The organism is Clostridium isatidis, assembly GCF_002285495.1.
GTDB lineage: Bacteria > Bacillota > Clostridia > Clostridiales > Clostridiaceae > Clostridium > Clostridium isatidis.
The window spans coordinates 2,392,670-2,416,859 of sequence record NZ_CP016786.1 but is presented as its reverse complement, the minus strand read 5'-3'; the positions used below and the strand labels follow the sequence as shown (position 1 = coordinate 2,416,859).

The 24,190-nt window shown below is 28.5% G+C and carries 16 protein-coding genes, 5 tRNA genes and 2 riboswitches; of the genes, 16 read left to right on the top strand and 5 right to left on the bottom strand.

The genetic code is table 11. From position 1 onward, the window contains the following. Positions 1-12: 12 nt before the first annotated feature. From BEN51_RS11390 to metK, 4 genes are all read left to right on the top strand, one after another. Positions 13-88, top strand: a tRNA-Val gene (locus tag BEN51_RS11390). 19 nt (positions 89-107) lie between these two features. Next, a tRNA-Thr gene (locus BEN51_RS11385) sits at positions 108-182 on the top strand. A gap of 5 nt (positions 183-187) precedes the next feature. Continuing rightward, a tRNA-Tyr gene (locus BEN51_RS11380) sits at positions 188-273 on the top strand. Positions 274-356: 83 nt separating this feature from the next. After that, positions 357-460, top strand: a riboswitch (SAM riboswitch). 98 nt (positions 461-558) lie between these two features. Next, on the top strand, positions 559-1,734 hold the full coding sequence (gene metK, locus BEN51_RS11375) for a methionine adenosyltransferase (RefSeq protein WP_119866170.1): 1,176 nt from the start codon (positions 559-561) through the stop codon (positions 1,732-1,734). A 94-nt stretch (positions 1,735-1,828) separates the two neighbouring features. Here the strand turns inward: metK and nagA are convergent, their stop codons facing one another. After that, positions 1,829-2,965 (bottom strand): N-acetylglucosamine-6-phosphate deacetylase, encoded by a 1,137-nt coding sequence (gene nagA, locus BEN51_RS11370; RefSeq protein WP_119866169.1) that lies wholly within the window; start codon positions 2,963-2,965, stop codon positions 1,829-1,831. Between the two features lie 125 nt (positions 2,966-3,090). Here nagA and recD2 point away from each other — a divergent pair, with 125 nt between their 5' ends. The 6 genes from recD2 to prfB all read left to right on the top strand — a co-directional run bounded on the left by recD2 (position 3,091) and on the right by prfB (position 12,201). Next, a complete protein-coding gene (gene recD2 / locus BEN51_RS11365; protein WP_119866168.1) occupies positions 3,091-5,325 on the top strand; it encodes an SF1B family DNA helicase RecD2 in 2,235 nt (744 codons plus the stop codon). Between the two features lie 13 nt (positions 5,326-5,338). Continuing rightward, on the top strand, positions 5,339-6,355 hold the full coding sequence (locus BEN51_RS11360; protein WP_236906214.1) for a hypothetical protein: 1,017 nt from the start codon (positions 5,339-5,341) through the stop codon (positions 6,353-6,355). Then, positions 6,328-6,972 (top strand): ComF family protein, encoded by a 645-nt coding sequence (locus tag BEN51_RS11355; RefSeq protein WP_119866167.1) that lies wholly within the window; start codon positions 6,328-6,330, stop codon positions 6,970-6,972. Before BEN51_RS11360 ends, BEN51_RS11355 begins: the two co-directional genes overlap by 28 nt. Positions 6,973-7,406: 434 nt before the next feature. Then, entirely contained in the window at positions 7,407-7,943 is a 537-nt protein-coding gene (gene hpf / locus BEN51_RS11345; RefSeq protein ID WP_119866165.1) for a ribosome hibernation-promoting factor, HPF/YfiA family, read from the top strand. A gap of 327 nt (positions 7,944-8,270) precedes the next feature. Next, on the top strand, positions 8,271-10,796 hold the full coding sequence (gene secA / locus BEN51_RS11340) for a preprotein translocase subunit SecA (RefSeq protein ID WP_119866164.1): 2,526 nt from the start codon (positions 8,271-8,273) through the stop codon (positions 10,794-10,796). 306 nt (positions 10,797-11,102) lie between these two features. Further along, a protein-coding gene (prfB, locus tag BEN51_RS11335; protein WP_207652776.1) for a peptide chain release factor 2 occupies positions 11,103-12,201 on the top strand; the annotation gives its coding sequence in 2 pieces (ribosomal slippage) (positions 11,103-11,180 and positions 11,182-12,201; 1,098 coding nt in all). Between the two features lie 142 nt (positions 12,202-12,343). Here prfB and BEN51_RS11330 read toward each other — a convergent pair. Beyond that, on the bottom strand, positions 12,344-13,699 hold the full coding sequence (locus tag BEN51_RS11330; RefSeq protein WP_119866163.1) for a M28 family metallopeptidase: 1,356 nt from the start codon (positions 13,697-13,699) through the stop codon (positions 12,344-12,346). A 617-nt stretch (positions 13,700-14,316) separates the two neighbouring features. Between BEN51_RS11330 and BEN51_RS11320 the strand changes: the two genes are divergently transcribed. Next, complete coding sequence (locus tag BEN51_RS11320) at positions 14,317-16,476, top strand: Tex family protein (RefSeq protein ID WP_119866161.1); 2,160 nt, start codon at positions 14,317-14,319, stop codon at positions 16,474-16,476. Positions 16,477-16,544: 68 nt separating this feature from the next. Then, a riboswitch (FMN riboswitch) is annotated at positions 16,545-16,662 on the top strand. Between the two features lie 181 nt (positions 16,663-16,843). After that, complete coding sequence (locus tag BEN51_RS11315) at positions 16,844-17,413, top strand: ECF transporter S component (protein WP_119866160.1); 570 nt, start codon at positions 16,844-16,846, stop codon at positions 17,411-17,413. Positions 17,414-17,637: 224 nt separating this feature from the next. On the opposite strand, the gene rimI is transcribed toward BEN51_RS11315, so the two are convergent. Genes rimI through tsaE form a run of 3 tightly spaced genes read right to left on the bottom strand, consistent with a single transcriptional unit; the run spans position 17,638 to position 19,254 of the window. Further along, the gene (gene rimI / locus BEN51_RS11310; protein ID WP_119866159.1) at positions 17,638-18,096 is read right to left on the bottom strand and encodes a ribosomal protein S18-alanine N-acetyltransferase; all 459 of its coding nucleotides are present in this window, start codon (positions 18,094-18,096) and stop codon (positions 17,638-17,640) included. Then, positions 18,080-18,796, bottom strand: a complete 717-nt coding sequence (tsaB, locus tag BEN51_RS11305; RefSeq protein ID WP_119866158.1) for a tRNA (adenosine(37)-N6)-threonylcarbamoyltransferase complex dimerization subunit type 1 TsaB — start codon at positions 18,794-18,796, stop codon at positions 18,080-18,082. Before tsaB ends, rimI begins: the two co-directional genes overlap by 17 nt. Continuing rightward, entirely contained in the window at positions 18,793-19,254 is a 462-nt protein-coding gene (tsaE, locus tag BEN51_RS11300; RefSeq protein WP_119866157.1) for a tRNA (adenosine(37)-N6)-threonylcarbamoyltransferase complex ATPase subunit type 1 TsaE, read from the bottom strand. The genes tsaB and tsaE overlap by 4 nt, the downstream gene beginning before the upstream one ends. A gap of 219 nt (positions 19,255-19,473) precedes the next feature. Here tsaE and BEN51_RS11295 point away from each other — a divergent pair, with 219 nt between their 5' ends. The 4 genes from BEN51_RS11295 to BEN51_RS11280 all read left to right on the top strand — a co-directional run bounded on the left by BEN51_RS11295 (position 19,474) and on the right by BEN51_RS11280 (position 24,042). Then, positions 19,474-20,355, top strand: a complete 882-nt coding sequence (locus BEN51_RS11295; RefSeq protein WP_119866156.1) for a metal ABC transporter solute-binding protein, Zn/Mn family — start codon at positions 19,474-19,476, stop codon at positions 20,353-20,355. A gap of 56 nt (positions 20,356-20,411) precedes the next feature. After that, positions 20,412-20,487, top strand: a tRNA-Trp gene (locus tag BEN51_RS11290). A gap of 128 nt (positions 20,488-20,615) precedes the next feature. Then, a tRNA-Trp gene (locus BEN51_RS11285) sits at positions 20,616-20,691 on the top strand. Between the two features lie 87 nt (positions 20,692-20,778). Beyond that, a complete protein-coding gene (locus tag BEN51_RS11280) occupies positions 20,779-24,042 on the top strand; it encodes a sensor histidine kinase (protein WP_119866623.1) in 3,264 nt (1,087 codons plus the stop codon). Positions 24,043-24,190 lie beyond the last annotated feature (148 nt).

Genomic DNA, 24,190 nt, shown 5'->3' with positions numbered 1-24,190 from the left:
TTATTTTAATATGGAAGCATAGCTCAGCTGGGAGAGCACCTGCCTTACAAGCAGGGGGTCACAGGTTCGATCCCTGTTGTTTCCACCAATAAATCTTTTAAAAATATGCTGGCATGGCTCAATGGTAGAGCAGCTGACTTGTAATCAGCAGGTTGTAGGTTCGAGTCCTATTGCCAGCTCCATATATGGGGGAGTTCCCGAGTGGCCAAAGGGGGCAGACTGTAAATCTGTTACGTTATCGTTTCGATGGTTCGAATCCGTCCTCCCCCACCAAAAAAAGACAAGAGAACCTTGTCTTTTTTTGTTGACTATTATAGCTATAAATGATAAAATCTAAAAAGAAAATTTGATATTAATTCTTATCAAGAGAGGTGGAGGGAAAAGGGCCCTGTGAAACCCGGCAACCTGCTTTAATAAAAGTGTGGTGCCAATTCCTGCAATTAATTTTGCAAGATAAGAAGATATATAGTTATTTAATCTCTTCTTGTCGAAGAGATTTTTTTCTTTTATATGAATCTTTTTAGAATTAATATCAAATAAAAGAAAGGAGAGAATATCATGAAAAGATTATTTACATCTGAATCAGTTACAGAAGGACATCCAGATAAAATTTGTGATCAAATATCCGATGCAGTATTAGACAGTATTTTAGCACAAGATCCTACGGCAAGAGTTGCTTGTGAAACAGCTGTAACCACAGGTATGGTATTAGTTATGGGAGAAATATCAACTAGTTGTTATGTTGATATTCCAAAAATAGTAAGACAAACAGTAAGAGAAATTGGTTATGATAGAGCAAAATTTGGTTTTGACTGTGATACTTGTTCAGTTTTAACTTCTATTGACGAACAATCAGGAGATATAGCAATGGGAGTTGATAAGGCATTAGAAGCAAGAATAGGAGAACAAGGTGATGTAGAAGCAGTTGGGGCTGGAGATCAAGGGATGATGTTTGGTTTTGCAACAAATGAAACAGAAGAATATATGCCAATGCCTATATCATTAGCACATAAACTTTCTAGAAGATTATCAGAAGTAAGAAAGAACGGAACTTTAAGTTACTTAAGACCTGATGGAAAAACTCAAGTTACAGTTGAGTATGATGATAATAAAGTAGTTAGAGTTGATACTATTGTAATATCAACACAACATAGTGAAGATGTAACACAAGAAAAGATTAAAGAAGATTTAATGGAACATGTAATTAAAGTAGTTGTTCCTGCTGAATTATTAGATGATAAAACAAAATATTTCATAAATCCTACAGGAAGATTTGTTGTTGGAGGTCCTCAAGGAGATAGTGGATTAACAGGAAGAAAAATTATTGTTGACACATATGGTGGATATGGAAGACATGGCGGTGGAGCTTTCTCAGGAAAGGATCCAACAAAGGTTGATAGATCAGCCGCTTATGCAGCAAGATGGGTGGCTAAGAACTTAGTAGCAGCAGGAATAGCAGATAAGCTTGAAATCCAATTAGCTTATGCAATAGGTGTTGCGAAACCAGTATCAATAGTAGTAGATACTTTTGGAACAGGAAAGAAATCTGATGAAGAAATAATTTCAATAGTAGAAAAAGTATTTGATTTAAGACCAGGTGCTATAATAAGAGATTTAGATTTAAGAAGACCTATTTATAAACAAACAGCTGCTTATGGACATTTTGGAAGAAATGATTTAGATTTACCTTGGGAAAAGTTAAATAAAGTAGAAGAAATTAAGAAATTACTTTAAGATTTTATAATAGAAAAGAGCCTGATTGGTAGGAAGCCAATTAGGCTCTATATTTTTTAGTTATACTAAAGGCTTACGTTTCCTGTGAGCATAATTAAGAGTTATAAACTTCTTTTCCATCAACGAAAACTTTTTTGATATTAATTTCGTCATCAAATAATAATAAGTCTGCATCATAACCTTCTTTTATAAGACCTTTTCTATCATCAACTTTACAATGTCTTGCAGCATTGTAACTAGCCATTTTAACTGCTTCGTGTAGAGGGTATCCTACGTTTTTATAAACATTATAGACTGCTTTATCTAATGTTAAAACAGAGCCAGCTAAAGAACCGCTTACAAGTCTAGCAGCCCCTTCTTTAACAACAACATCTTGACCTCCTAGTTTGTACATTCCATCCGGCATACAGCAAGCCATCATTGCATCTGTTACTAAAAGAACCTTATCTGTAGTTTTTTGCTTATAAGCTATTCTTAAGGAAGGATATGAAATGTGTATTCCATCTGAAATAGTTTCAGTTGTTATATCACTATCAAATATTGCTCCTACAACCCCAGGTTCTCTGTGGGTAAATGGCGTCATAGCATTAAATAGATGTGTAGCGTGAGAAAAACCGCATTTTATTCCTTCCATAGCTTCATTATAAGTAGCTTTTGTATGTCCGATTGAACAAACTATACCTTTCTTTGAAAGTTCTTTAGCTAGTTCTTTTGCGCCAGGAATTTCTGGTGCAATTGTAATTGAAACAACAGCATCTTCACAATCTCCAACCATAGCTTTAAAATTTTCTAAAGTAGGTTCAGCTAAAAAGTTTGGATTTTGAGCCCCGATTGCTTTTCCGCTGATGAATGGTCCTTCAAGATGAGCCCCTAATACTTTAGCGCCATCAGTACCTTTTAATTTAGCTTCTTTTATAGCTTCCATAGATTTTCTTATGTCACTTATAGCGACAGTCATAGTAGTTGGAGTAAAAGATGTAGTTCCATGTTTTACTATTATTTTAGAAATTTCATTTATAGCTTCATAAGTTCCATCCATGGTGTCATGTCCACCAGCGCCATGAATATGAACATCTATAAAACCTGGAGCAAGATATAATCCTTCTCCATCAATTACTTCTACAGTATTATAAGAAGTAGGATTAATTTCTTTTATTTTACCGTTTTCAATTAAGACAGAACCTTTTTCTATTCTATCTAAGTATATTATGTTACAGTTTTTTATAATCATAAAAAACACCTCCTGTATAGATATCTTTACAAATATAGTTTAGCACAAATTTTTAAATAAAATTAATATTATGCTATAATAAAATAATAAAAAATACTATAATTTTTAAGGTTTGGAGCGTTAATATGGAAATTTTAAATGGGATTGTAGATTCAATTGTATTCAAAAGTGATGATACAGGCTATGTTGTATCTAAAATAAGAACTGAAAAAGACAGTATAAGTGCTGTTGGAATTGCTCCATTCTTAAAAGAAGGTCAAAATGTAAAATTGAAGGGAGAATGGGTAATTCATAAACAATTCGGAAAACAGTTTAATATAGTAGAATACGAAGAGATACTACCCACCTCTATAGAAGGTATAGAAAGATATTTAAGTACAGGAATAATTAAAGGAATTGGTCCTATTACAGCAAAAAGAATAGTAAAGAAATTTAAGGAAAAAACTTTAGAGATATTAGATAATAATATAGAAAAACTATTGGAAGTTGAAGGTATTGGGGAAAAGAAATATAAAATTATATATGAATCTTATTTAGAAAATAAGGATTTAAAGGATATTATAATATTTTTTCAAGGACATGGGATGTCTACTAATCAATGTATAAAAGTTTATAAAAAATTTGGACCTCATGCCAAAGATATCGTTTTGGAAAATCCATATATTCTTTCAGATGAGATTTCAGGAATTGGATTTATTACAGCAGATAGAATTGCTAGAAGTCTTGGTATAGAAAGTAATTCACCCTTTAGAATACAAAGTGGAATTAAATATATATTAAATCAATTTTCAGCTGCTGGTAATACCTTTATGCCAAAAGAAATGTTGGTAAAGGAAGTTTCAAAAATATTAGGAGTAAAGATAGAAGAAGTTGAAGAAAATTTATTAAATCTTGCTTTAGATACTAAAATAAAGATTGAGAATATAAATGATATAGAGGCAGTATTTGCTTTGCCTTATTATTACTGTGAACTTGGGGTTACTAATAAAATAATAACATTAAGTATAGAAAATTTTAGGACTATAAATACAGATGTTGAAGATGAAATAAAGACTTTTGAAAGAAAAAATAATATCCAGTTTGCACCTTCACAAAAGGAAGCAATATTAGGAGCCTTTGACAATGGAATTGAAATAATCACAGGGGGACCTGGAACAGGAAAAACTACAATAATAAAAGCTATAATTGAGATATATGAGAATAATGGAATGAAGGTTTTACTTGGGGCACCAACAGGAAGGGCTGCAAAAAGAATGACCGAATCAACTGGAAGGGAAGCAAAAACAATTCATAGGCTTCTTGAAATGGGAGTGAGCGATGATGAAGATAATTCATACTTTATAAAAGGAGAAGCAGAACCTTTAGAAGCTGATGTCATAATAATTGATGAAGCTTCTATGATAGATATTATGCTAATGCATAATTTACTTAAAGCAATAAAGCTTGGAACAAGATTAATTATAGTAGGTGATGTGGATCAATTACCTTCTGTTGGAGCTGGAAATGTTTTAAAGGATTTAATAGAAAGTAATTTTATTAAAGTTGTAAGGCTTACTGATATTTTTAGGCAGGGAAAGGAAAGTCTAATAGTAGTTAATGCTCACAAAATTAATAATGGAGAGATGCCTTATTTAAATAAAAGAGAAGGAGATTTCTTTTTTGAGAAAAAAGAAGATCAAAAAGATATATTATTTACAATAATAGATTTAATAAATAGAAGACTACCTAATTTTAAAAATTCCTGGGATAAACTTAGGGATATACAAATTTTAACTCCTACAAGAAAGGGAGAACTAGGAGTAATAAATTTAAATAATAAGCTTCAAGAAATTTTAAATCCAAGATCTAGAAATAAAAGAGAAAAGGAACTAAAGGATGTTATTTTTAGAGAAGGCGATAAAGTTATGCAGACTAAAAACAACTATTCATTAAGATGGGAAAGAGTAAATGGTTTTGGCGAACAAGAAGGTGTCGGAGTTTTTAATGGGGATATGGGATTTATTGAAAGTATAAATGAGGAAGAAAAAAATCTAACAGTAATTTTTGATGATGAAAGAAGAGTAGTATATGATTTTATTTATCTAGATGAGTTAGAACTTGCTTATGCAATTACAATACATAAAAGTCAGGGGAGTGAATTCAAGGTTATTATTTCACCAGTATTTATGGGTTCGCCTTTATTAATGAATAGAAATCTTTTATACACTGCAATAACAAGAGCTAAGGAGCTTGTTGTAACGGTAGGAATGGAAAAAGCATTAAAATATATGATTTCTAATACAAAAAGTATGGAAAGATATTCATCTTTAAAATATAGAATTATGGAAATAACAAATAATAGTATGCTTATTGAGGAATGAGAGGTTATTAATCTTGAATAATAGGTTAGTACGTATTGAGGAATTAAATAAATATAATTATTTATTAAATAAGTGGTATAAAGGTAAAAGAAAATTATTAACTATTATTACCAGTCCCTACAATACTTCATTAATATATAAAGAATTAATTATTTTATTATTAAAGGAAAATAAGAGAATTTTATATGTATGGGATAGTGAAGAAATTAATAAGGAATTAGTATCTGGTTTAAAGGTTGATATAAAATTTACATATTCTTTTATATCAACAGAAGAAGTGAATAGTCAAATCAATTTTGTAAGTTATAATAATTTGGAAAAGATAAAACATCAATATGATTTTTGCATTATTGATGATATAAGTTTGTTTTCTAAATTGACTAAAGCTAATATAAGAGATGCAGTAGAGTATTTATATTTATTTTGTAAAAAAATAAGTATATATTCAATTGAAAAAGTAATAAATATCGGGGATGTTATTTATATTTCAGATTTAAGAAGGAATAGTCCTTTTATAGAGCCTAGGATAATGAATACTAAAGTTAATTTAGAAGAAGAAATTCCATATAAATTATATGATTATTTCCTTTGGTTTAAAGAGAATAAAAGTAAAGTAATTATTTTAGTTCCTTATGAAGATAATGTGAATAAAATATATGAAAACTATACAGAATTATTAAAGGCTAAAGATATTAAAATAATTAAATTTTTAAAAAAGGATAATGATAAAAAAATAGAAGCTTTATATAAAGAAAAAAATAAATCTGTTTTTGTTATTACAAACAATATTAAAAACTATTCAAACTTAAACAATACAAATATTAATATTGTAGTTTTAATGTGTGATAATGCTTTTTTTAATTATAAAAAATTAGTGTTTTTATCTTCAGAAGCAGGTAAAAATAGTAATAAATCTTTGGGAGAGATTATTTTAGTATCAAAAGTCCTTTCAGAAGATATGGAATTAGCTAAAAATATCACAAGGAATTACAATAAAGAAATATGGGAAAAAGGTTTATTAAAATATTAAAAATAATAATAAATGAAGTATTATATATTATTTATCCTCCAGAAAATAAATGTATAGTATGTGGAGAAGAATATATTGGACTATGTCCCTTATGTTTAACCCAAATACAGAGAGTTAGGGAAAATTCAAGAATATATTCGTATGCATATTATAGCGGGGTTATAAAAGAAATAATATTAAAATTCAAATATAAAAAAATATTTTTAGCAGGAAATATCCTAGCAGATTTTCTATATGAATTGATTAAGGAAAATAAAATAGAGGCAGAAGGAATATTATATGTTCCTTGTAGTAAAGAGACCTTAAAACAAAGAGGCTTTAATCAATGTGAGATAATTGCAAAAATACTAGGAGAAAAATTAGATATACCAGTTTATAATGATCTAGTAAAAATAAAAAATACTAGGGAGCAGAAAGTTTTATCAAGGGAAGAAAGATTTAAAAATATTAAAGATGCTTTTAAATTAAAGCATAATAACAATATAAAAGATAAAAATATAATTCTTATAGATGATGTAATTACAACAGGAGCTACATTATTTGAATGCGAAAAAATATTAAAAGAAAATGGAGCAAAAGAAATAAAAATATTGACAGTTGCTAAAAGTTATATATAATAATAATGTAAAGTTAGGTTTGTGGATGAAAGTCGAAGCTAGTCGCAGGCAAAACGATCCACGTAAGTTAGGAAAAATTCCTAATGAGCATGGTGCGGTATAGAAGTAAGTCCTACCAAGAAATTGAGAGGGTTAGTAGTGAGGGGGTAATTCCTAGTAGCAAAAGCTCCAGTAGGCGAGTGTGGGGGCAAAATCCAGGTCAAATAACTTTACAAGAAAATCTCCATCAGTATTTTTACTGATGGAGATTTTTTTGCGAAAAACCGTAAAATATAAAGAAAAATTAAGTTATGTTAAGCAAAATAGAGAGAATTTTCTGTTAATTCAGAAAATAAATATTGTTAAAGGTTATCAAGGGAAGTATAATATAAGTATCAAATATTAATTTTAAAAATTAAATTAATGGTTAAATTACAGGAGAGGGGCGACCTTATATGAAAGTTTCAGTAATAGCAAAAAACACTACAGCAACACCTGCTTTAAAGGAAATGATGGAGAAAAAACTTTCAAAAATAAAAAAATATTTTAATTTTGATGTGGAGGCAAAGGTTAAATTTTCGGTTCAAAAAGATAAACAAAGAGTCGAAGTTACAATACCTTTTAATGGAATAATTTTAAGGGCAGAAGAAGAAACTGAGGATATGTATAAATCTATAGATTTAGTTGTTAATAAATTAGAAAGAAGAATTAGAAAACAAAGAACAAAATTATCTAAGAGAAGTCATGAATCATTAAGATTCCCAGCATATGAAGATTCACAAGAAAAAGATGATGTGGTTGAAACTAATGGGAAAATAGTAAAAACAAAGAAGTTTGTAATAAAACCAATGACAATTGAAGAGGCAGTATTACAAATGGAATTGCTTGGACATAACTTCTTTGTATATGAAGATGCTGATGCAAACAAAGTATCAGTAGTATATAAGAGAAATGATGGAGATTATGGTCTATTAGAACCAGATTATATTTAGTAAATTGAAAATTGACAACTATATATAATTTCTAAGATATCAGAAAACTTTAAAATAAAAAATAATTAGGAGTCATTACGAAGTATTTTGTAATGACTCTTTTTAATGAATAATAAAACCTTAATGATAAAAAATAAAAATAGCTAATTTATAGATTTTTATTAATAAAATATTAATTTCATTAATAAAAGTGAACTTAAAAGGGATAATTGATAATAAATATAGGGTAATTTCTTGAATTGAATTATAATATAATGGTATAATTTATAAAATAGGAAATATTTTATACGTAATTAAAAATAAGTAAACATCGGAAGGGAAATTAATATGGGAATATTAGAAAAAATATTTGGAACATATAGTGAAAGAGAAGTTAGAAAACTCGAAAAAATAGCAGATAAAATAGAAGCGTTAGACGAAAGTATGCAAAAGCTATCTGATGCTGAATTAAGAGCAAAAACAGATGAATTTAAACAAAGATTAGCTAATGGGGAAACATTAGATGATCTTCTTCCAGAGGCTTTTGCTGTTTGTAGAGAAGCATCTTCCAGAGTATTAGGAATGAAGCACTATAGAGTTCAGCTTATAGGTGGTATGGTTCTTCACCAAGGAAGAATTGCAGAAATGAAAACTGGTGAAGGTAAGACATTGGTTGCGACATTACCACTATATTTAAATGCTCTCACAGGTAAGGGAGTGCACCTGGTAACTGTTAATGATTACCTTGCGAAAAGAGACGAGGAATGGATGGGGGAATTATATCATTTCCTTGGTTTAACTACTGGCTGTATTGTTCATGGTTTAACATCAAAGCAAAGAAGAGAAGCTTATGCAGCAGATATAACTTACGGAACAAATAATGAATTTGGATTTGATTACTTAAGAGATAATATGGTAATTTACAAAGAAGAGAGAGTTCAAAGAGGATTAAACTTTGCTGTTGTAGATGAAGTTGACTCTATTTTAATAGACGAAGCTAGAACTCCTCTTATTATTTCTGGTGCTGGAGACAAATCTACAAAATTCTATAATGTAGCAGATAATTTTGTAAAGCAGTTAATTGCAGAAAAAGACTTTACTATAGATGAAAAAGCAAATTCTGTAATGCTTACAGATGAAGGGGTAGCAAAAGCAGAAAGAGCTTTCGGCCTTGAAAATTATGCAGATGCAAGTAACTTAGAATTACAACACTACATTACTCAAGCCCTAAAAGCTAACTATGTAATGAAAAGAGATAAGGACTACATGGTAAAGGACGGAGAAGTAATAATTGTTGATGAATTTACTGGTAGACTTATGGAAGGTAGAAGATATTCAGATGGTCTTCACCAAGCAATAGAGGCTAAAGAAGGAGTTAAAATTCAAAGAGAGTCAAAAACTCTTGCAACTATAACTTTCCAAAATTATTTTAGAATGTATAATAAGTTATCTGGTATGACAGGTACAGCATTAACAGAAGAAAATGAATTTAGAGAAATTTATGCTCTTGATGTTATAGTTATACCAACTAATAAACCTATAGCTAGAATTGATAGAACTGACTTAATTTATAAGAATACTAAAGGCAAATATAATGCTATTATTGAAGAAATAGTAGAAAGTCATAAAAAAGGCCAGCCAGTTTTAGTTGGTACTGTAAGTATTGAAAAATCAGAATACTTATCTTCTTTATTAAAGAAAAGAGGAATTCCTCATCAAGTTCTTAATGCTAAATATCATGAACAAGAAGCAGAAATAATATCTCATGCTGGAGAATTAGGAAGCGTAACAATAGCTACTAATATGGCTGGTAGAGGTACAGATATTAAGCTTGGAGAAGGTGTTAAAGAAGTTGGAGGCCTTAAAATAATAGGTACTGAAAGACATGAATCAAGAAGAATAGATAACCAATTAAGAGGTAGATCAGGTCGTCAAGGAGATCCAGGTGAATCAGTATTCTATATATCTTTAGAAGATGATTTAATGAGAATATTTGGTTCAGAAAAAATTCAAGCTTTAATGGATAAACTTGGATTAGAAGATGATGAAGCAATAGACAATAAAATGGTTACTAAGGCTATCGAAAATGCTCAAAAGAAAGTTGAAGGTAATAACTTTGACATTAGAAAGAATCTTCTTGGATATGATGATGTAATGAATATGCAAAGAGAAGTTATCTATAAGCAAAGATCTGAAGTTCTTGAAGGTAAGGACATAAAAGATCAAATAATATCAATGACAAAAGATATTGTAGAAGATGCTGTTAAAGGTCATTTAGAAGGTAATATTGATAATAAGGAAGAAGTATTAGAAAAGCTTATTAAATATCTAGAAGATATCTGCTTACCAAGAGGAGTAATTAAAGTTCAAGATATATTAAATTTATCTGTTAACAATATAATTGAAAGAGTATTAGATATTTTATATAAAGTTTATGATGCTAAGGAAGAAGAATTTGGTTCTGAAAGAATGAGGGAATTAGAAAGGGTAATTCTTCTTAGATCAGTTGATAGAAAATGGATGGATCATATAGATAACATGGATCATTTAAAACAAGGTATGAGCTTAAGAGCTTATAAACAAGTAGATCCAATTCAAGCATACCAAATGGAAGGTAGTGCTATGTTTGATGAAATGATTCATGGCATTAAAATTGATACAGTTAAATTCCTATTCCATATTGAAATTAAAAAAGAAGAGCCTGTTGAAAGAGAAAGAGTTGCTCAAGAAACAGCAGCACAACATGCTGGAAGCAGCAGTAGTTCTGATGTAAAAAAGCAGCCAGTTAGAAATGATAACAAGGTAGGAAGAAATGATCCTTGTCCTTGCGGAAGTGGTAAAAAGTATAAAAACTGCCATGGAAGAGAAGCATAAAATATTAAACAGTTAGCTACAAATTAATTTAGAATTAAAACAATAAGAATTTAATTTTAATAGTACACAGTTCACAAGGCACAGTCCACAGTTAAGGAAATAATTCAGCTTAGCTGAAGTAACAAATTTTTTACAAGCTACTTTCTAGTTGCTATAACTTAAATTTTAGAAACTAACTAGTAGTTTTATCCAAAATTGTGCACTGTAAATTGTGAACTTTTTTATTAAAATATAAGTACTATAATTTTATTTCTTATATCTATATAGGTGATTTTAATAATAAAAATTAAAGTTAGGGTGATAAAAGTGATAGTTAGGTTAGAAGCAGAATTATCTAAGCTTAATGATATTAAAAAGAATATAAAGGAAATGGGGGCTTCTCTTTGACAAGGAAGCACTTTTAAAGGAATTACAGGAACTTGATCTTAAAATGCAGGAAAAGGACTTTTGGCAAGATATAAATAGAGCTGAAGAAGTTACGAAAGAAAGCAAAAGAATTAAAGATAAAATAGAAAGGTATGATTCCTTAAACAGAAGAGTAGAAGATGTTGAAGTTTTAGCAGAGTTGTTAGAAGATGATGATGAGGAAACAATTAGTGAAATTATAGCTGAAATAAGAAGTATTGAAAAAGAAGTAAATGAATATAAGATAGAACTTCTTTTATCAGGAGAATATGATGGAAATAATGCAATATTAACTTTACATGCCGGTGTTGGTGGTACTGATGCAAATGACTGGACAGAAATGTTACTTAGAATGTACACAAGATGGTGTGAGAAGAAGGGCTATAAGGTTGATACTTTAGACTATCTAGAGGGGGATGAAGCAGGAATAAAAAGTGTTACCTTAAAGGTTAAGGGTGATTTTGCCTATGGCTATTTAAAAGCAGAAAAGGGAATTCATAGATTGGTTAGAATATCTCCTTTTAATGCCAATGGGAAAAGACAAACTTCCTTTGCTTCAGTAGAAGTATTACCTGAACTTACAAAAGATCAGGATATAGAAATAAGAGCAGAAGATATTAAGGTAGATACCTTTAGAGCAAGCGGAGCTGGAGGTCAACATGTTAACAAAACAGAATCAGCTATAAGGATTACCCATTTAAAAACAGGAATAGTAGTTCAATGTCAAAGTGAAAGAAGCCAAATTGCCAACAAGGAAGCAGCAATGGCAATGCTTAAAGCAAAGTTGATTGAATTAAAAGAAAGAGCACATAAAGAGAAGATAGAAGATTTAACAGGTGAATTAAAGGATATGGGATGGGGAAGTCAGATAAGATCCTATGTATTCCATCCATATAATTTAGTTAAAGATCATAGAACGAATGAAGAAACAGCAAATTTAAATGCGGTTATGAATGGGGAAATAGATAATTTTATAATAGCATATCTTAAAAATAATTAACAATGCATAAATTAGCTTAATTTCTATAGAATTAAATAATTTGGAATATAAATTTAAAAAGTAAACAGCAGTTTCTATTTAAATTGTTAATTAGAATCATAAAAAAGAAGATTGTATTCAATCTTCTTTTTTAATAAGTTTTTTAGTTTGCTTTTTTATCTATTTTTTTCAATATAATTGGAACTACAATTAGAAGAAACAATAGAGTAGAGAAAGTTATTATTGAAGTTTCTGTATAAAAGAATATTGTTAAATTACTGTAGCAGGAATCGTAGATCTTATCTTGGATAACTGAATAAGCACTTTCTATGGCTTCTGTACTTATATATTCAACTGTATCATTTGGAGTGTGAATTCTACTAGTATCGCTATGGCAGAAACTTAAAGCATCTATTTCTTCATTATTAAAGCTTGCATGATCACTAGAATCTTCATATACTACTTCGGTTTTAACTTTATTATCTTCAGCTATTTCTATTATAGAATCTAATAATTTAGATTCTTTATTTTTAGCAGCTATTCCAAGCATTAAGGTTAATGGATAATCTTCGCTTCCTATCATATCAAAGTTTATAATTTCTGCATCTTTTATAATATCATAATTTCTTTCAGCAAAACTCTTAGAACCCAGCAAACCAAATTCCTCAGCATTTAAGGCTACAAAGATAATATCACGTTTAGGTTTTTTAAAACTGCTTAGAGTTCTCTGAAGTTCTAATAAAAAGGAAGTTCCAGAAGCATTATCTAATGCACCTTTATAAGTATTATTAAGCCCATCCTTTCCTAAATGATCATAATGGGCAGTTAGTACAAGAGGTGGAAGATTATCTGAGCTTCCTTCAATTACTCCAACAACATTAAATAATTCCTTTTCGGAAATTGTGAAAGGTATATTAACGGAAATTGTTAAACCACTCCTGACTGAATTTAGAATTTTATTATAAGTATCAGTAGTAATGGCTATTAACATATCATAAGGAAAATCACTCATAAAGGAACTTCTAAAAGAAAAATCATTATTTTTAGGTACGTAAAATAAGCAATTGCCATTATCAGTTATGACTTCAAAGGAATTTGTATAAATATTTATTTTGTCATCCTTAGAGAAAGTAATAGTATTGCTTCTAAAATTAAGCATATCTTCTTTATAATCAGTACCATACTTCAATTCTTCTATAATTTTATCTTCAGATAATATCTTAATAGAAGCTGATGAATTCTCTTTAACTGGGCAAAGAGCTTTAAAACTTTCCTTATAATCTTCATTTAGAGGAACTAAATTATTAGTTTGAAAATTGTTTCTTATAATTTCACCAACTAGAAGGTTCCCTTTAGTTCCTGGAAGTCTTCCTTCATAAGTTTCTGAAGAAAATAAAGCAATATTATTTTTTACATTATCAGCGTTAAAAGGTGAATATGTAAAATTTAAAAATATAGATAAAGCTAATAAAATAAGAACTGTTAAAAGTGATGTAAAATAGATTAATTTTTTTTTCATATACTTACCCTCTTAAATTGATTATAGTTAATCATATTAAATGAGGATAAATAATATGAAAGTAAATAAAAATAAATATAATTTTCTATGCTCTTCTATAAACCAATTCGATAAAGCAATATATTAAAGATGAAATGATACATATATAAATTAAAATATTAATTTGGTTTGCTTGAATTGAAAAGACGCCTCCTGCTATAGAACAAAATAATATTATAAAATTAATAAATTTTGATAATCCAGATTTATTTAAAATCAATTCTTTAGTAGCAGAAATTAGTATTAAAATAAAAGTTAAAAAATATAAAATATATTTTACTGTATTAGAAAAATCTATAATATGATAATCATTTAAAATAATAAATATAATGAAAAAAATTAATAATATATTTAATAATCTGCTAATTATAAGACCAAGCTTCTTCAAGAAAATCACCTCTGGAAATATTTTACAATCTAATTATACTTATAATTTACTTTTCTATCAATATGTATTCTTTTAATAAATACAAATATTTAGTTATTTATAAATATATAATTATTTTATTAAAGTGGAATATTGTATTATAATAACATTATGTAAATTTTAGGCTAATAATTATAACTAGGAGGCAATTATGGTAGATATAGTAGGTAAGCTTTCATCAGAACTTAATATAAGTATAACTCAAGTAAATAATGTAATAGAATTATTAGATGCTGGAAATACAGTACCTTTTATTTCAAGATATAGAAAAGAGCAGACTGGTGGCTTAAGTGATGAAATTTTAAGAGACTTTTTTGAAAGATTAACATATCTTAGAAATCTAAAGGAAAGAAAAGAAGATGTAAAAAGATTAATTGAAGAACAGGGGAAATTAACAGAAGAAATAGTAAAAGCCTTAGAAAATGCTTCATCCTTAACAGAAGTTGAAGATGTTTATAGACCTTATAAGCAAAAAAAGAGAACTAGAGCAACTAAGGCTTTAGAAAGGGGATTAAAGCCTTTAGCAGATTTAATTCTAGATGGAAGCTTTAGGGGAAATATAGAAGAAGAGATAAAGAAATATATAGATGAAGAAAAAGAGGTGAATAACCAAGAAGATGCAATAAATGGAGCTTTAGATATAATAGCAGAAGTTATATCTGACGAAGCTAAGTATAGAAAATGGATAAGAAATTTAGTTTTAAAAGAAGGTAAAATAGAAACTAAAGGAAGCAGTGAAGAAGATACTCCATATGAAATGTATTATGATTATAGTGAAGAAGTAAGTAAAATACCATCCCATAGAATTTTAGCAATTAATAGAGGAGAAAAAGAAAAAGTTCTTCAAGTAAAAATAGTAGTAAATGAAGAAAAGATAATAAATTATTTAGAAAAGGAAATATTAAAATCAAATTCTATTACTGATGACTATTTAAAACTAGCAATAAAGGATTCGTTAAAGCGATTGATATATCCATCAATAGAAAGAGAAGTTAGAAATGAACTTACAAGCATTGGAGAAGAGGGAGCAATAAAAATATTTAAAGAAAACCTAAAATCTCTACTAATGCAGCCTCCAATTAAGGGGAAAGTAGTAATGGGTTTTGACCCGGGTTTTAGAACAGGTTGTAAAGTTGCCATTTTAGATAGCACTGGAAAGTTCTTAGATAAAGCAACAGTGTATCCAACAGCACCACAAAATAAAATAAAAGAAACCAAGGAAATACTTAAGGGTTTAATAAAAAAATATAATGTAGATGTTATATCACTAGGTAATGGAACTGCTTCAAGGGAGTCAGAAGAAGTTATAGCAGAGATGATTTCAGAAATAAAAAGCGAAAGTGCTAAGGAAGTAGCATATGTTATTGTATCAGAAGCAGGAGCATCGGTTTATTCTGCTTCAGAACTTGCTTCTAAGGAATACCCTGATTTAGATGTAACTATAAGAGGGGCAATATCAATAGGAAGAAGACTTCAGGATCCTATGGCGGAATTGGTTAAAATCGATCCTAAGGCCTTAGGTATAGGACAATATCAACATGATGTAACTCCTAAAAAATTAGATGAATCTTTAACTGGGGTAGTAGAAGATTGTGTAAATAAGGTAGGAGTAGATTTAAATACAGCTACGCCATCCTTATTAACTTATATATCAGGTATAAATTCTACTATAGCTAATAATATTGTAGAATATAGAAATGAAGTAGGAGGGTTTAAGAATAGAAAAGAGCTATTAAAGGTGAAGAGATTAGGACCAAAAGTTTTTGAACAATGTGCTGGATTTTTAAGAGTTATGGAAAGTAATGAGCCTTTAGACAATACTTCAGTACATCCAGAATCTTATGATGCGGCAAGAAATTTAATAAAGGAACTTGGATATACTATTGAAGATTTAAAAAATAAAAATTTAAATAACATAGAGGAAAGAGTAAAAAAAATAGAAATAAAGAAACTTCTTGAAAGTTTAAAGCTAGGAGAGCCAACTCTTTTAGATATAATAAAAGAACTAAAGAAGCCAGGAAGAGATCCAAGAGAAGAAATGCCAAAGCCTATATTAAAAACAGGAATAGTAAATATGGAGGATTTAACTCCAGGGCTAATTTTAAAAGGAACTGTTAGAAATGTAGCAGATTTTGGAGCCTTTGTAGATATTGGAGTTCATCAAGATGGCTTAGTTCATAAAAGTCAAATGTCAAATAAATTTATAAAACATCCGCTAGATGTAGTTAAGGTTGGTGATGTAGTTGAGGTAAAAATACTTGAAGTGGATGTTAAGAAGAAGAGAATTTCTTTATCGATGAAAGATTTATAAATTGTTAAAAATTTTGCTTGTCAAACTAATAACTATAGCATATAATGAAAGTGAAATAAAAATAATAACATTATCTTCAGGGCGGGGCGTAATTCCCCACCGGCGGTATAGCCCGCGAGCTAGTATCTAGCATGATTCGGTGAAACTCCGAGGCCGACAGTATAGTCTGGATGAAAGAAGGTATATGTGGTGAGATGGCTTAATTTAATTATTAACGCAATCTTTCTTGTGCATGTATATAGCCCTGATGTAATATTTTACATCAGGTTTTTTGTTGTTAAAAAGAAGGATTTTGTTAATAAATTATCACCGGATTATTCCAATCTACGCCAGTTCCCTGAGGCAATGAGTTTGGGAGGAGACAAAAATGAAAAATTATCAAAATCAAAACTTAAACAAATTTATGAAAATATCACTTTTAGGGGCAATGTCAGTAATTTTAATGTACTTTGATTTCCCTATACCATTTTTTCCATTTCCATGGTTAAAAATTGATTTAAGTGATGTGACAGCTTTAATAGGGGGACTGGCATTCGGCCCGATGGCAGCAGTAGTAATAGAGCTTATAAAGAATTTACTTATTTTAGTAGTAAAGGGTACAAGCAGTGCCGGTGTAGGAGAGTTAGCAAACTTTATAATTGGAGTTTCCTTAGTGTTGCCACCGGCAATTATGTACAAAATAAATAGAAGCAAAAAATCTCTTTTAATAGGTATGCTACTTGGATTAGTATCAGTAGAAATTGTAGGAATATTAGCAAATGTATATATATTAATACCACTATACGGAATGCAAATGAGTCCAGAAGAGATGATGAATTATGTTACAGTAGGTTTATTACCATTTAACGGAATCAAAGCAATTATGGTAGGAGCAATAACTTATGTCTTACATGCAAGGCTTGAAAAGGCTGTTTTTAGAAAAGAAGCAAATGCATAAACAGAGCTTATGTAATTCAAAATGCAAAGTGTATAATTAAGGAATATTTTCAGATTGGCTGAAAATACGAATAAAATATAGAAAAGAGTTATTCTATAGCGCGTTTTATAGAATAACTCTTTTTTTAAAATTTTCAGCAAGGCTGAGAATTATGAATATCTAAAAATTGAAATCTTAAGACTGAAAACTGCTTTTGATACACATTCAGTCCTCCACACTTCAAACTATTTATTTCTGTGAACTGTGTACTGCATAAGCATAGCGTCTTCTCCAGTATCTTGATAATAGCCTTTTCTTATTCCATTTTCTATAAAGGAGAATTTTTTATATAAATTTTGAGCTGGAAGATTTGAAGCTCTTACTTCTAAATTAATTTTTGAGCAGTTAAGATTTTTACATAAATCTATTAATGAAGCTAAAAGCTTGCTGGCTATTCCAAGTTTTCTGTAGTCAGGGTGTACTGCTATATTCATAATATCTGCTTCATCAGCAATTATCCATGCGCCTATAAAGCCAACAACTTCATTAATTGAGTTATCTATTGCAACTATGTATTTAGCAAGAGGGTTATTCATTTCATTTGAAATTGAAGTTTTACTCCAAGGCGTATTAAAAGATAATGTGCTTATATTAAAAATTCCGTCTATATCCTCTTTAATCATCAATCTATATGTTATCTTCATTTTTTAGAGCCAACCTCTTTTCTAATTCTCTTTGAGCTTGAGGTTTCTTTAGATAAAATGGAGCTGAATTTGGATCATCAGCTTTATTTTCTAATAATAGTTTTAATCCCAACTCTCCTAGAGATGAAGCCCTAATCACACTTAAATGATTAGGGGGGAAATAACAGTTATCCAGATTATTGATTAGATATTCCTTATGTTTTACTAGTCCGTCACCAGTAAAAATAACTTTTTCTCCTTTTTCTTTTAAAAGATTTACCAGCTCTTCTAAATCTAGAGCAGCATAATCCATTAAGGCTTCCAGCTTTCCATTATTATTTTTGTAAATACAAGTGTACACACTATCTCTTAAAGCATCCATAATTGGACATATAATACCATCAAAATTTATTAGGGAATAAGCTAAAGCATCTAGGCTTGATACACTTACATAAGGTTTATTAGAACCAAAGCTTAAGCCTTTAATTGTTGCCATTCCTATTCTTAAGCCTGTAAAGGAACCAGGGCCTTTAGATGCTACAAAACCATCTATATTATCTATTGTCAAATTAGAATCTTTTAATAAATTATCAATCATATCCATTAATAATACTGAATGTTCTAATTTATTGTTTAAAGTATATTCTGCAATTAAGCCGTTTTCGTTTAAAACTGCTGCTGTTGCTACCTTTGAGGAAGAATCAATACTTAAGATATTCATATTTTCAACTCCTTTATATAATTATATCTTTCTCCATAAGGAGTAATAGTTATTTTTCTATAGTTTTCTCCCTTTGATAAATCTTTTTCTATGTAAATATGTAAAAATTCCTTTGGTAAGATTTCTTCTATATAATTTGCCCATTCTATTACAGAAACTCCATCGGAAAATATGTATTCATCAAAGCCAATTGCGTAAATTTCATCTGGATCACTTACTCTATAAACATCAAAATGATAGAATTTAAGTCTGCCTGAATCATATTCATTCACTATTGTAAATGTTGGACTAGTTATATGTTCTGAAATTCCTAAGCCTTTAGCAATCCCTTTAGTTATATGAGTTTTGCCAGTTCCCAAATCACCTGTTAAGCAAATAACATCACCAGGCTGTACAAGCTTACCTAATAAAGATCCGATTTTAGTAGTTTCTTCTAAACTATTAACATAAAAATTCATAATAAATATCCTTTCTAAAGTATCTTATTAATATATTTTATCCAAAAAGAAAAGAAAAAGAAAGATAAATGAAAATAATAAATTTATGATTAAAGGATATTTAAGGAATTAATTAACATAAATGTAACCAAATTTTAAGAAAAATAAATTATATTTATGTTATTATAATGTTAAGATTATTTACTATAAAACTATAAATATAGTTTTGGAGGAAGTTAAATGAAAAAGTTAACTTACACATTGATTATTTTTACCTTTAGCTTATTTTTATTTTTAAATATATCTAGAAATTCTTTAGAGGCAACAATAAATTCTGAAGATGAAATTCAACAAAATCAAAAGTTAGATATACTTTCTGTTAATGAGAATCAATATAAAATAATAAAAGATTTAGTTAAGGATAAACATAATGTAGATTATTTAGTTAAGAATAATGAAGAACTTAAAGATTATAAAATAGATGATTTTGTTTTGGAAAATATATTAAATAAGGATTTGTTAATTTATAGTGATTTAGAGAATAAAGACTTTATTGATAAGATAAATGAGGGAAGAAAGAGTTTAAGAAATAAAGAAAAAAACACTATAGATAATAAATTAAGAATTATAAATATATCTAGGGGAATATATCCAATAAATATAGAAATAGTATCTAAAGTTGAAGTAAATCCTTATTATTACTTAGGAATTAATGAGTATAAGATAGCCTTATATAATATAAAGATAGCATTGCAAGAAAAGGATATAGCAAATAGGGACTACTATGAGAGAAACTATAATGAGCTTATTAAGGAAATTGATAGTTTTATGGAAGGGACTGCTTCATCTTTAGAAAAAATGAAGGAATATAAAATATTAGTCGATTCTAATAAATTTGATTACTTCTTTAAAAGTTTGGGAATTCAAATAACTAAAGTAAATAAAGATAATATTAATAGTTATTTAGAAGAAGACAAGGTTATATTTATACATGATATAAAAGAAGAAAATATATTACCTTCAGAAAATAACTTTAAGTCTTTAGAATTTGATTTTGAAGATGGCAGCTTAGCAGCAATTAAAAATAATATTACTAGATTAGTAGAAGTTTTAATAAATTAATTTAAGAACTTGCTTTTTAAATAAACATAAGTTATAATGAGTTTGTTGCTGTTTAAAGGGGTATAGCTCAATTGGTAGAGTAGCGGTCTCCAAAACCGTTGGTTGTGGGTTCGATTCCTACTGCCCCTGCCATTTTAGTCGGTAAAATATATTTTACCGACTATATTTATGTAAAATTTATGTTTTATTGTACAATTATATGTTAATAAAACATATTGTTGACAAGTTTTATAATATCATGTTAAAATGTTTTTTGTTAAAGGGGTATAGCTCAATTGGTAGAGTAGCGGTCTCCAAAACCGTTGGTTGTGGGTTCGATTCCTACTGCCCCTGCCATAATAGAGTTGAGGAAGACAGTATTAGTTGTCTTCCTCTATTTTTTTATATCTTTTGAAAATTAAAATGTTTATGAAAGGAAATCAAATGAAAAAGATATTTTTAAAATTATTATATATGATTTTTATTATATCTATTTTTATTCACAGTAATAGTCTTTATGTTAATGCTGAAACTTTTGAAATAAGCAAGGAGAAAAACTTGAATTTTAAAAGGCTTACTAGTGAAGATGGTTTATCTCAAACAACTGTTGAATATATGTTTCAAGATAGCAGAGGTTATATATGGATAGGTACAGATGACGGGCTAAATCGATATAATGGAAGTGAATTTAAAGTATATAAGTATAGGGAAGACTCTCCTGACAGTATTACTGGAAATTATATTATAGGAATTGCAGAAGATAATGATAATAATATATGGGTTGCTACAACAGTTGGATTAAATAAGATAGATCCAAAAACAGATGAAGTAAAGACCTATGTTTCAGGGGAAGATGGATGTAATTTATCAAATAATAATATTACCGAGTTATTAATTGATTCACTAGGTGATTTATACGTAGCTACTGCGGATGGTCTTAATAAATATAATAAGGAAAATGATGATTTTGAAAGATTATACTATTCTGAGGAAGAGGAAATATTAACAAGTCAAGTAATATATTCAGTGGAAGAAGATATTTATGGGAATTATTGGATAGGTACAGAAGAAGGATTAAATAAAATTACTAGGGATACAAAGGAGATAATAAAATACTATTCTAATAAAAAAGAAAATAGTATAAGTGATAACTTTATATACGATTTATATGCTGATAACAAAGGATATTTGTGGGTTGGTACAGAAAATAATGGATTAAATAAAATAAATATAAAATCTAATGAAATAACTCAGTATTTAAGTAATCCTGAAGATAGCAAGGCATTAGCAGGTAAAGAAGTAAGAACAATATTGAGGGATAGCAGAGGAATTGTTTGGATAGCAACTAATAATGGTTTATGTAGATTGGATGAAGAAAGAAATGAATTTCTTACATTTAAATCAAAGATATATGATTTACAAAGTATTATAAGTGATGATGTATTTAGTTTAATGGAAGATTCATCAGGAACTATTTGGGTAGGAACTACTAAAGGAATAAGTATGTTTAACCCAGAAAATTCTTTTTATAATTATAGAAATGATCCATTTGATGAGAATTCAATAAGTGAAAATTTTATTTATGGTATCTATGAAGATAAAGAAGGATATTTGTGGGTAGGAACAAGGAGAGAGGGATTAAATGTAATTGATAGAAAAAATGGAAATATAAAAAGAATAAATTACGAAGGAATTGCTTACTATAGAGATATAATCAATAGCATTCCTAGTAATAATATTAGAGATATCACAGGAATAGATAATGAAATATGGATAGCTACAGAAAAAGGTTTAAGTAAATATGATAAAAATACTAAAGAATTTACCAATTATTTTAGTGATCCTGATGATAGTAATAGTTTGATATCAGATGATGTTAAGTCCCTTTATTTAGATGATAAGGGCCTATTATGGATTGGTACTGATTTAGGGGTTTGTACTTTTGATAGAAAGGAAAGTTTTACAAATATTAGTGAAGTCTTTGAAGATAATAATATAAATGCAAGCTGGGTGTTAGATATCATTAAAGATAAAGATGGAGTAATGTGGTTTGCATGCGGCTTTAACAATGGTCTTATTTCTTTTAATACAAAAACTAAGGAAATGAATAACTATAAAAATATTGAAAATGATGCTTCAAGTTTAAGCTTTAGCACAGTAAATGCTCTTGCTATTGATAGTAAGAATAATATTTGGGTAGGAACTCGTTACGGATTAAATAAATTTAATAAAGAAAGTGAAACTTTTAAAAGGTATACTGAAAAAGAAGGATTATCTAACAATTTTATAAATGGTATTTTGGTAGATAATGAAGACAACTTGTGGATAAGTACAAATTATGGATTATCTAAGTTTGAAGTTGATAAAGAGCAATTTGTAAATTTTACTGTTAATGATGGTTTACAAGGAAATGAATATAATATATTTTCTAGTTATAAAAGTCCAAGGGGAGAAATGTTCTTTGGAGGAATAAATGGTTTTACATATTTTTATCCCCAAAACATAATAAAGAATGGATTTTCAAATGAAGTCATAATAGATAGCATCTATAATAATGATGATGAGATTAAAGGGATTTCTAATATTTATTTAGATTATAAGCATAATCAAATACAATTTAAATTTTTTCTTCCTTATTATTTAAATACTAAAAATATAGAATATGCTTATAAATTAGAGGGTGTTGATGAGGAATGGGTATTTTCAGGAAATAGAAATTATGCAAATTATACTAATTTAGATTCTGGAAATTATGAATTCAAAGTTATTGCTAAGAGTTCAAATGGGGAATGGAGTAATCCAACAAGTGTTAAATTTACAGTTGGTCTAAAACCATGGAAAACTCCTTTGGCTTATTTAATATATTCATTAACTATAATAATAATAATTTACATAATATATGACAGGGTAAAGATATTAAACATCCTAATAGAACAAAGAACAACCGAATTAAATAAGAAATTAAAGGAAAATGAAGAGTTGTATAATGAGTTAATTAAGAATGAAAGATACAAAAATAATTATTTTATTAATTTATCTCATGAACTTAGAACTCCATTAAATATTATAAAATCAGCTCAACAGCTTATATCAAGTCTTAATGATAGTGATCAGGGAATAGAAAGAAAACAACTTGCAAAATATATGGATACAATCAAAAGAAACTCTGATAGACTTCTTATATTAATTAATAATATTATTGATACATCTAAAATAGAGTCAGGCTCTTACGTTCTTAATATTGAAAAGCATAATATTATATATCATATAGAAGAAGTGGTGCTGACTATGAAGGATTATATTGCATCGAAAGGAATAGAGCTTATTATAGATCCAGATGTAGAAGAAAAAATAATTGAATGTGATGCAATGGAAATAGAAAGGTGTATTATAAATTTAATAGGAAATGCTGTTAAGTTTACTTCTAAAGGAGGAAGAATAGAGGTTAGAATGTATGATTTAGGTAGTCAGGTAAAAATTTCTATTAAAGACACAGGAATAGGAATAGATAAGAAATATCAAGAAACAATATTTGATAGATTTGGGCAAGCATATAATAACAATAAATCAGAAGAATATGGTGGAAGTGGTTTAGGATTAACCCTTACTAAACAATTAGTAGCTCTTCATAATGGAACTATTGAAGTTAGAAGTGAACTTGGTTTAGGAAGTGAATTTATAATTACTTTGCCGACTAAACAAAACTAAATATAACAATCGTAATGTTGACATCATATTAGTTAAATGTTATCATAAAAATGAATATAAGTATGTATTGTTATTAAAAAGGTATTTAATACTTAAATTAAGATTTCTATTTTATCTTGATTTAGGTATTTTATTTTTCTAAGCAAGG

Excerpts from the sequence above, each read along its gene's own strand:
- metK (WP_119866170.1), top strand. The coding sequence starts at position 559 with ATGAAAAGATTATTTACATCTGAATCAGTTACAGAAGGACATCCAGAT.
- nagA (WP_119866169.1), bottom strand. The coding sequence starts at position 2,965 with ATGATTATAAAAAACTGTAACATAATATACTTAGATAGAATAGAAAAA.
- recD2 (WP_119866168.1), top strand. The coding sequence starts at position 3,091 with ATGGAAATTTTAAATGGGATTGTAGATTCAATTGTATTCAAAAGTGAT.
- BEN51_RS11355 (WP_119866167.1), top strand. The coding sequence starts at position 6,328 with ATGGGAAAAAGGTTTATTAAAATATTAAAAATAATAATAAATGAAGTA.
- hpf (WP_119866165.1), top strand. The coding sequence starts at position 7,407 with ATGAAAGTTTCAGTAATAGCAAAAAACACTACAGCAACACCTGCTTTA.
- secA (WP_119866164.1), top strand. The coding sequence starts at position 8,271 with ATGGGAATATTAGAAAAAATATTTGGAACATATAGTGAAAGAGAAGTT.
- BEN51_RS11330 (WP_119866163.1), bottom strand. The coding sequence starts at position 13,699 with ATGAAAAAAAAATTAATCTATTTTACATCACTTTTAACAGTTCTTATT.
- BEN51_RS11320 (WP_119866161.1), top strand. The coding sequence starts at position 14,317 with ATGGTAGATATAGTAGGTAAGCTTTCATCAGAACTTAATATAAGTATA.
- BEN51_RS11315 (WP_119866160.1), top strand. The coding sequence starts at position 16,844 with ATGAAAAATTATCAAAATCAAAACTTAAACAAATTTATGAAAATATCA.
- rimI (WP_119866159.1), bottom strand. The coding sequence starts at position 18,096 with ATGAAGATAACATATAGATTGATGATTAAAGAGGATATAGACGGAATT.
- tsaB (WP_119866158.1), bottom strand. The coding sequence starts at position 18,796 with ATGAATATCTTAAGTATTGATTCTTCCTCAAAGGTAGCAACAGCAGCA.
- tsaE (WP_119866157.1), bottom strand. The coding sequence starts at position 19,254 with ATGAATTTTTATGTTAATAGTTTAGAAGAAACTACTAAAATCGGATCT.
- BEN51_RS11295 (WP_119866156.1), top strand. The coding sequence starts at position 19,474 with ATGAAAAAGTTAACTTACACATTGATTATTTTTACCTTTAGCTTATTT.
- BEN51_RS11280 (WP_119866623.1), top strand. The coding sequence starts at position 20,779 with ATGAAAAAGATATTTTTAAAATTATTATATATGATTTTTATTATATCT.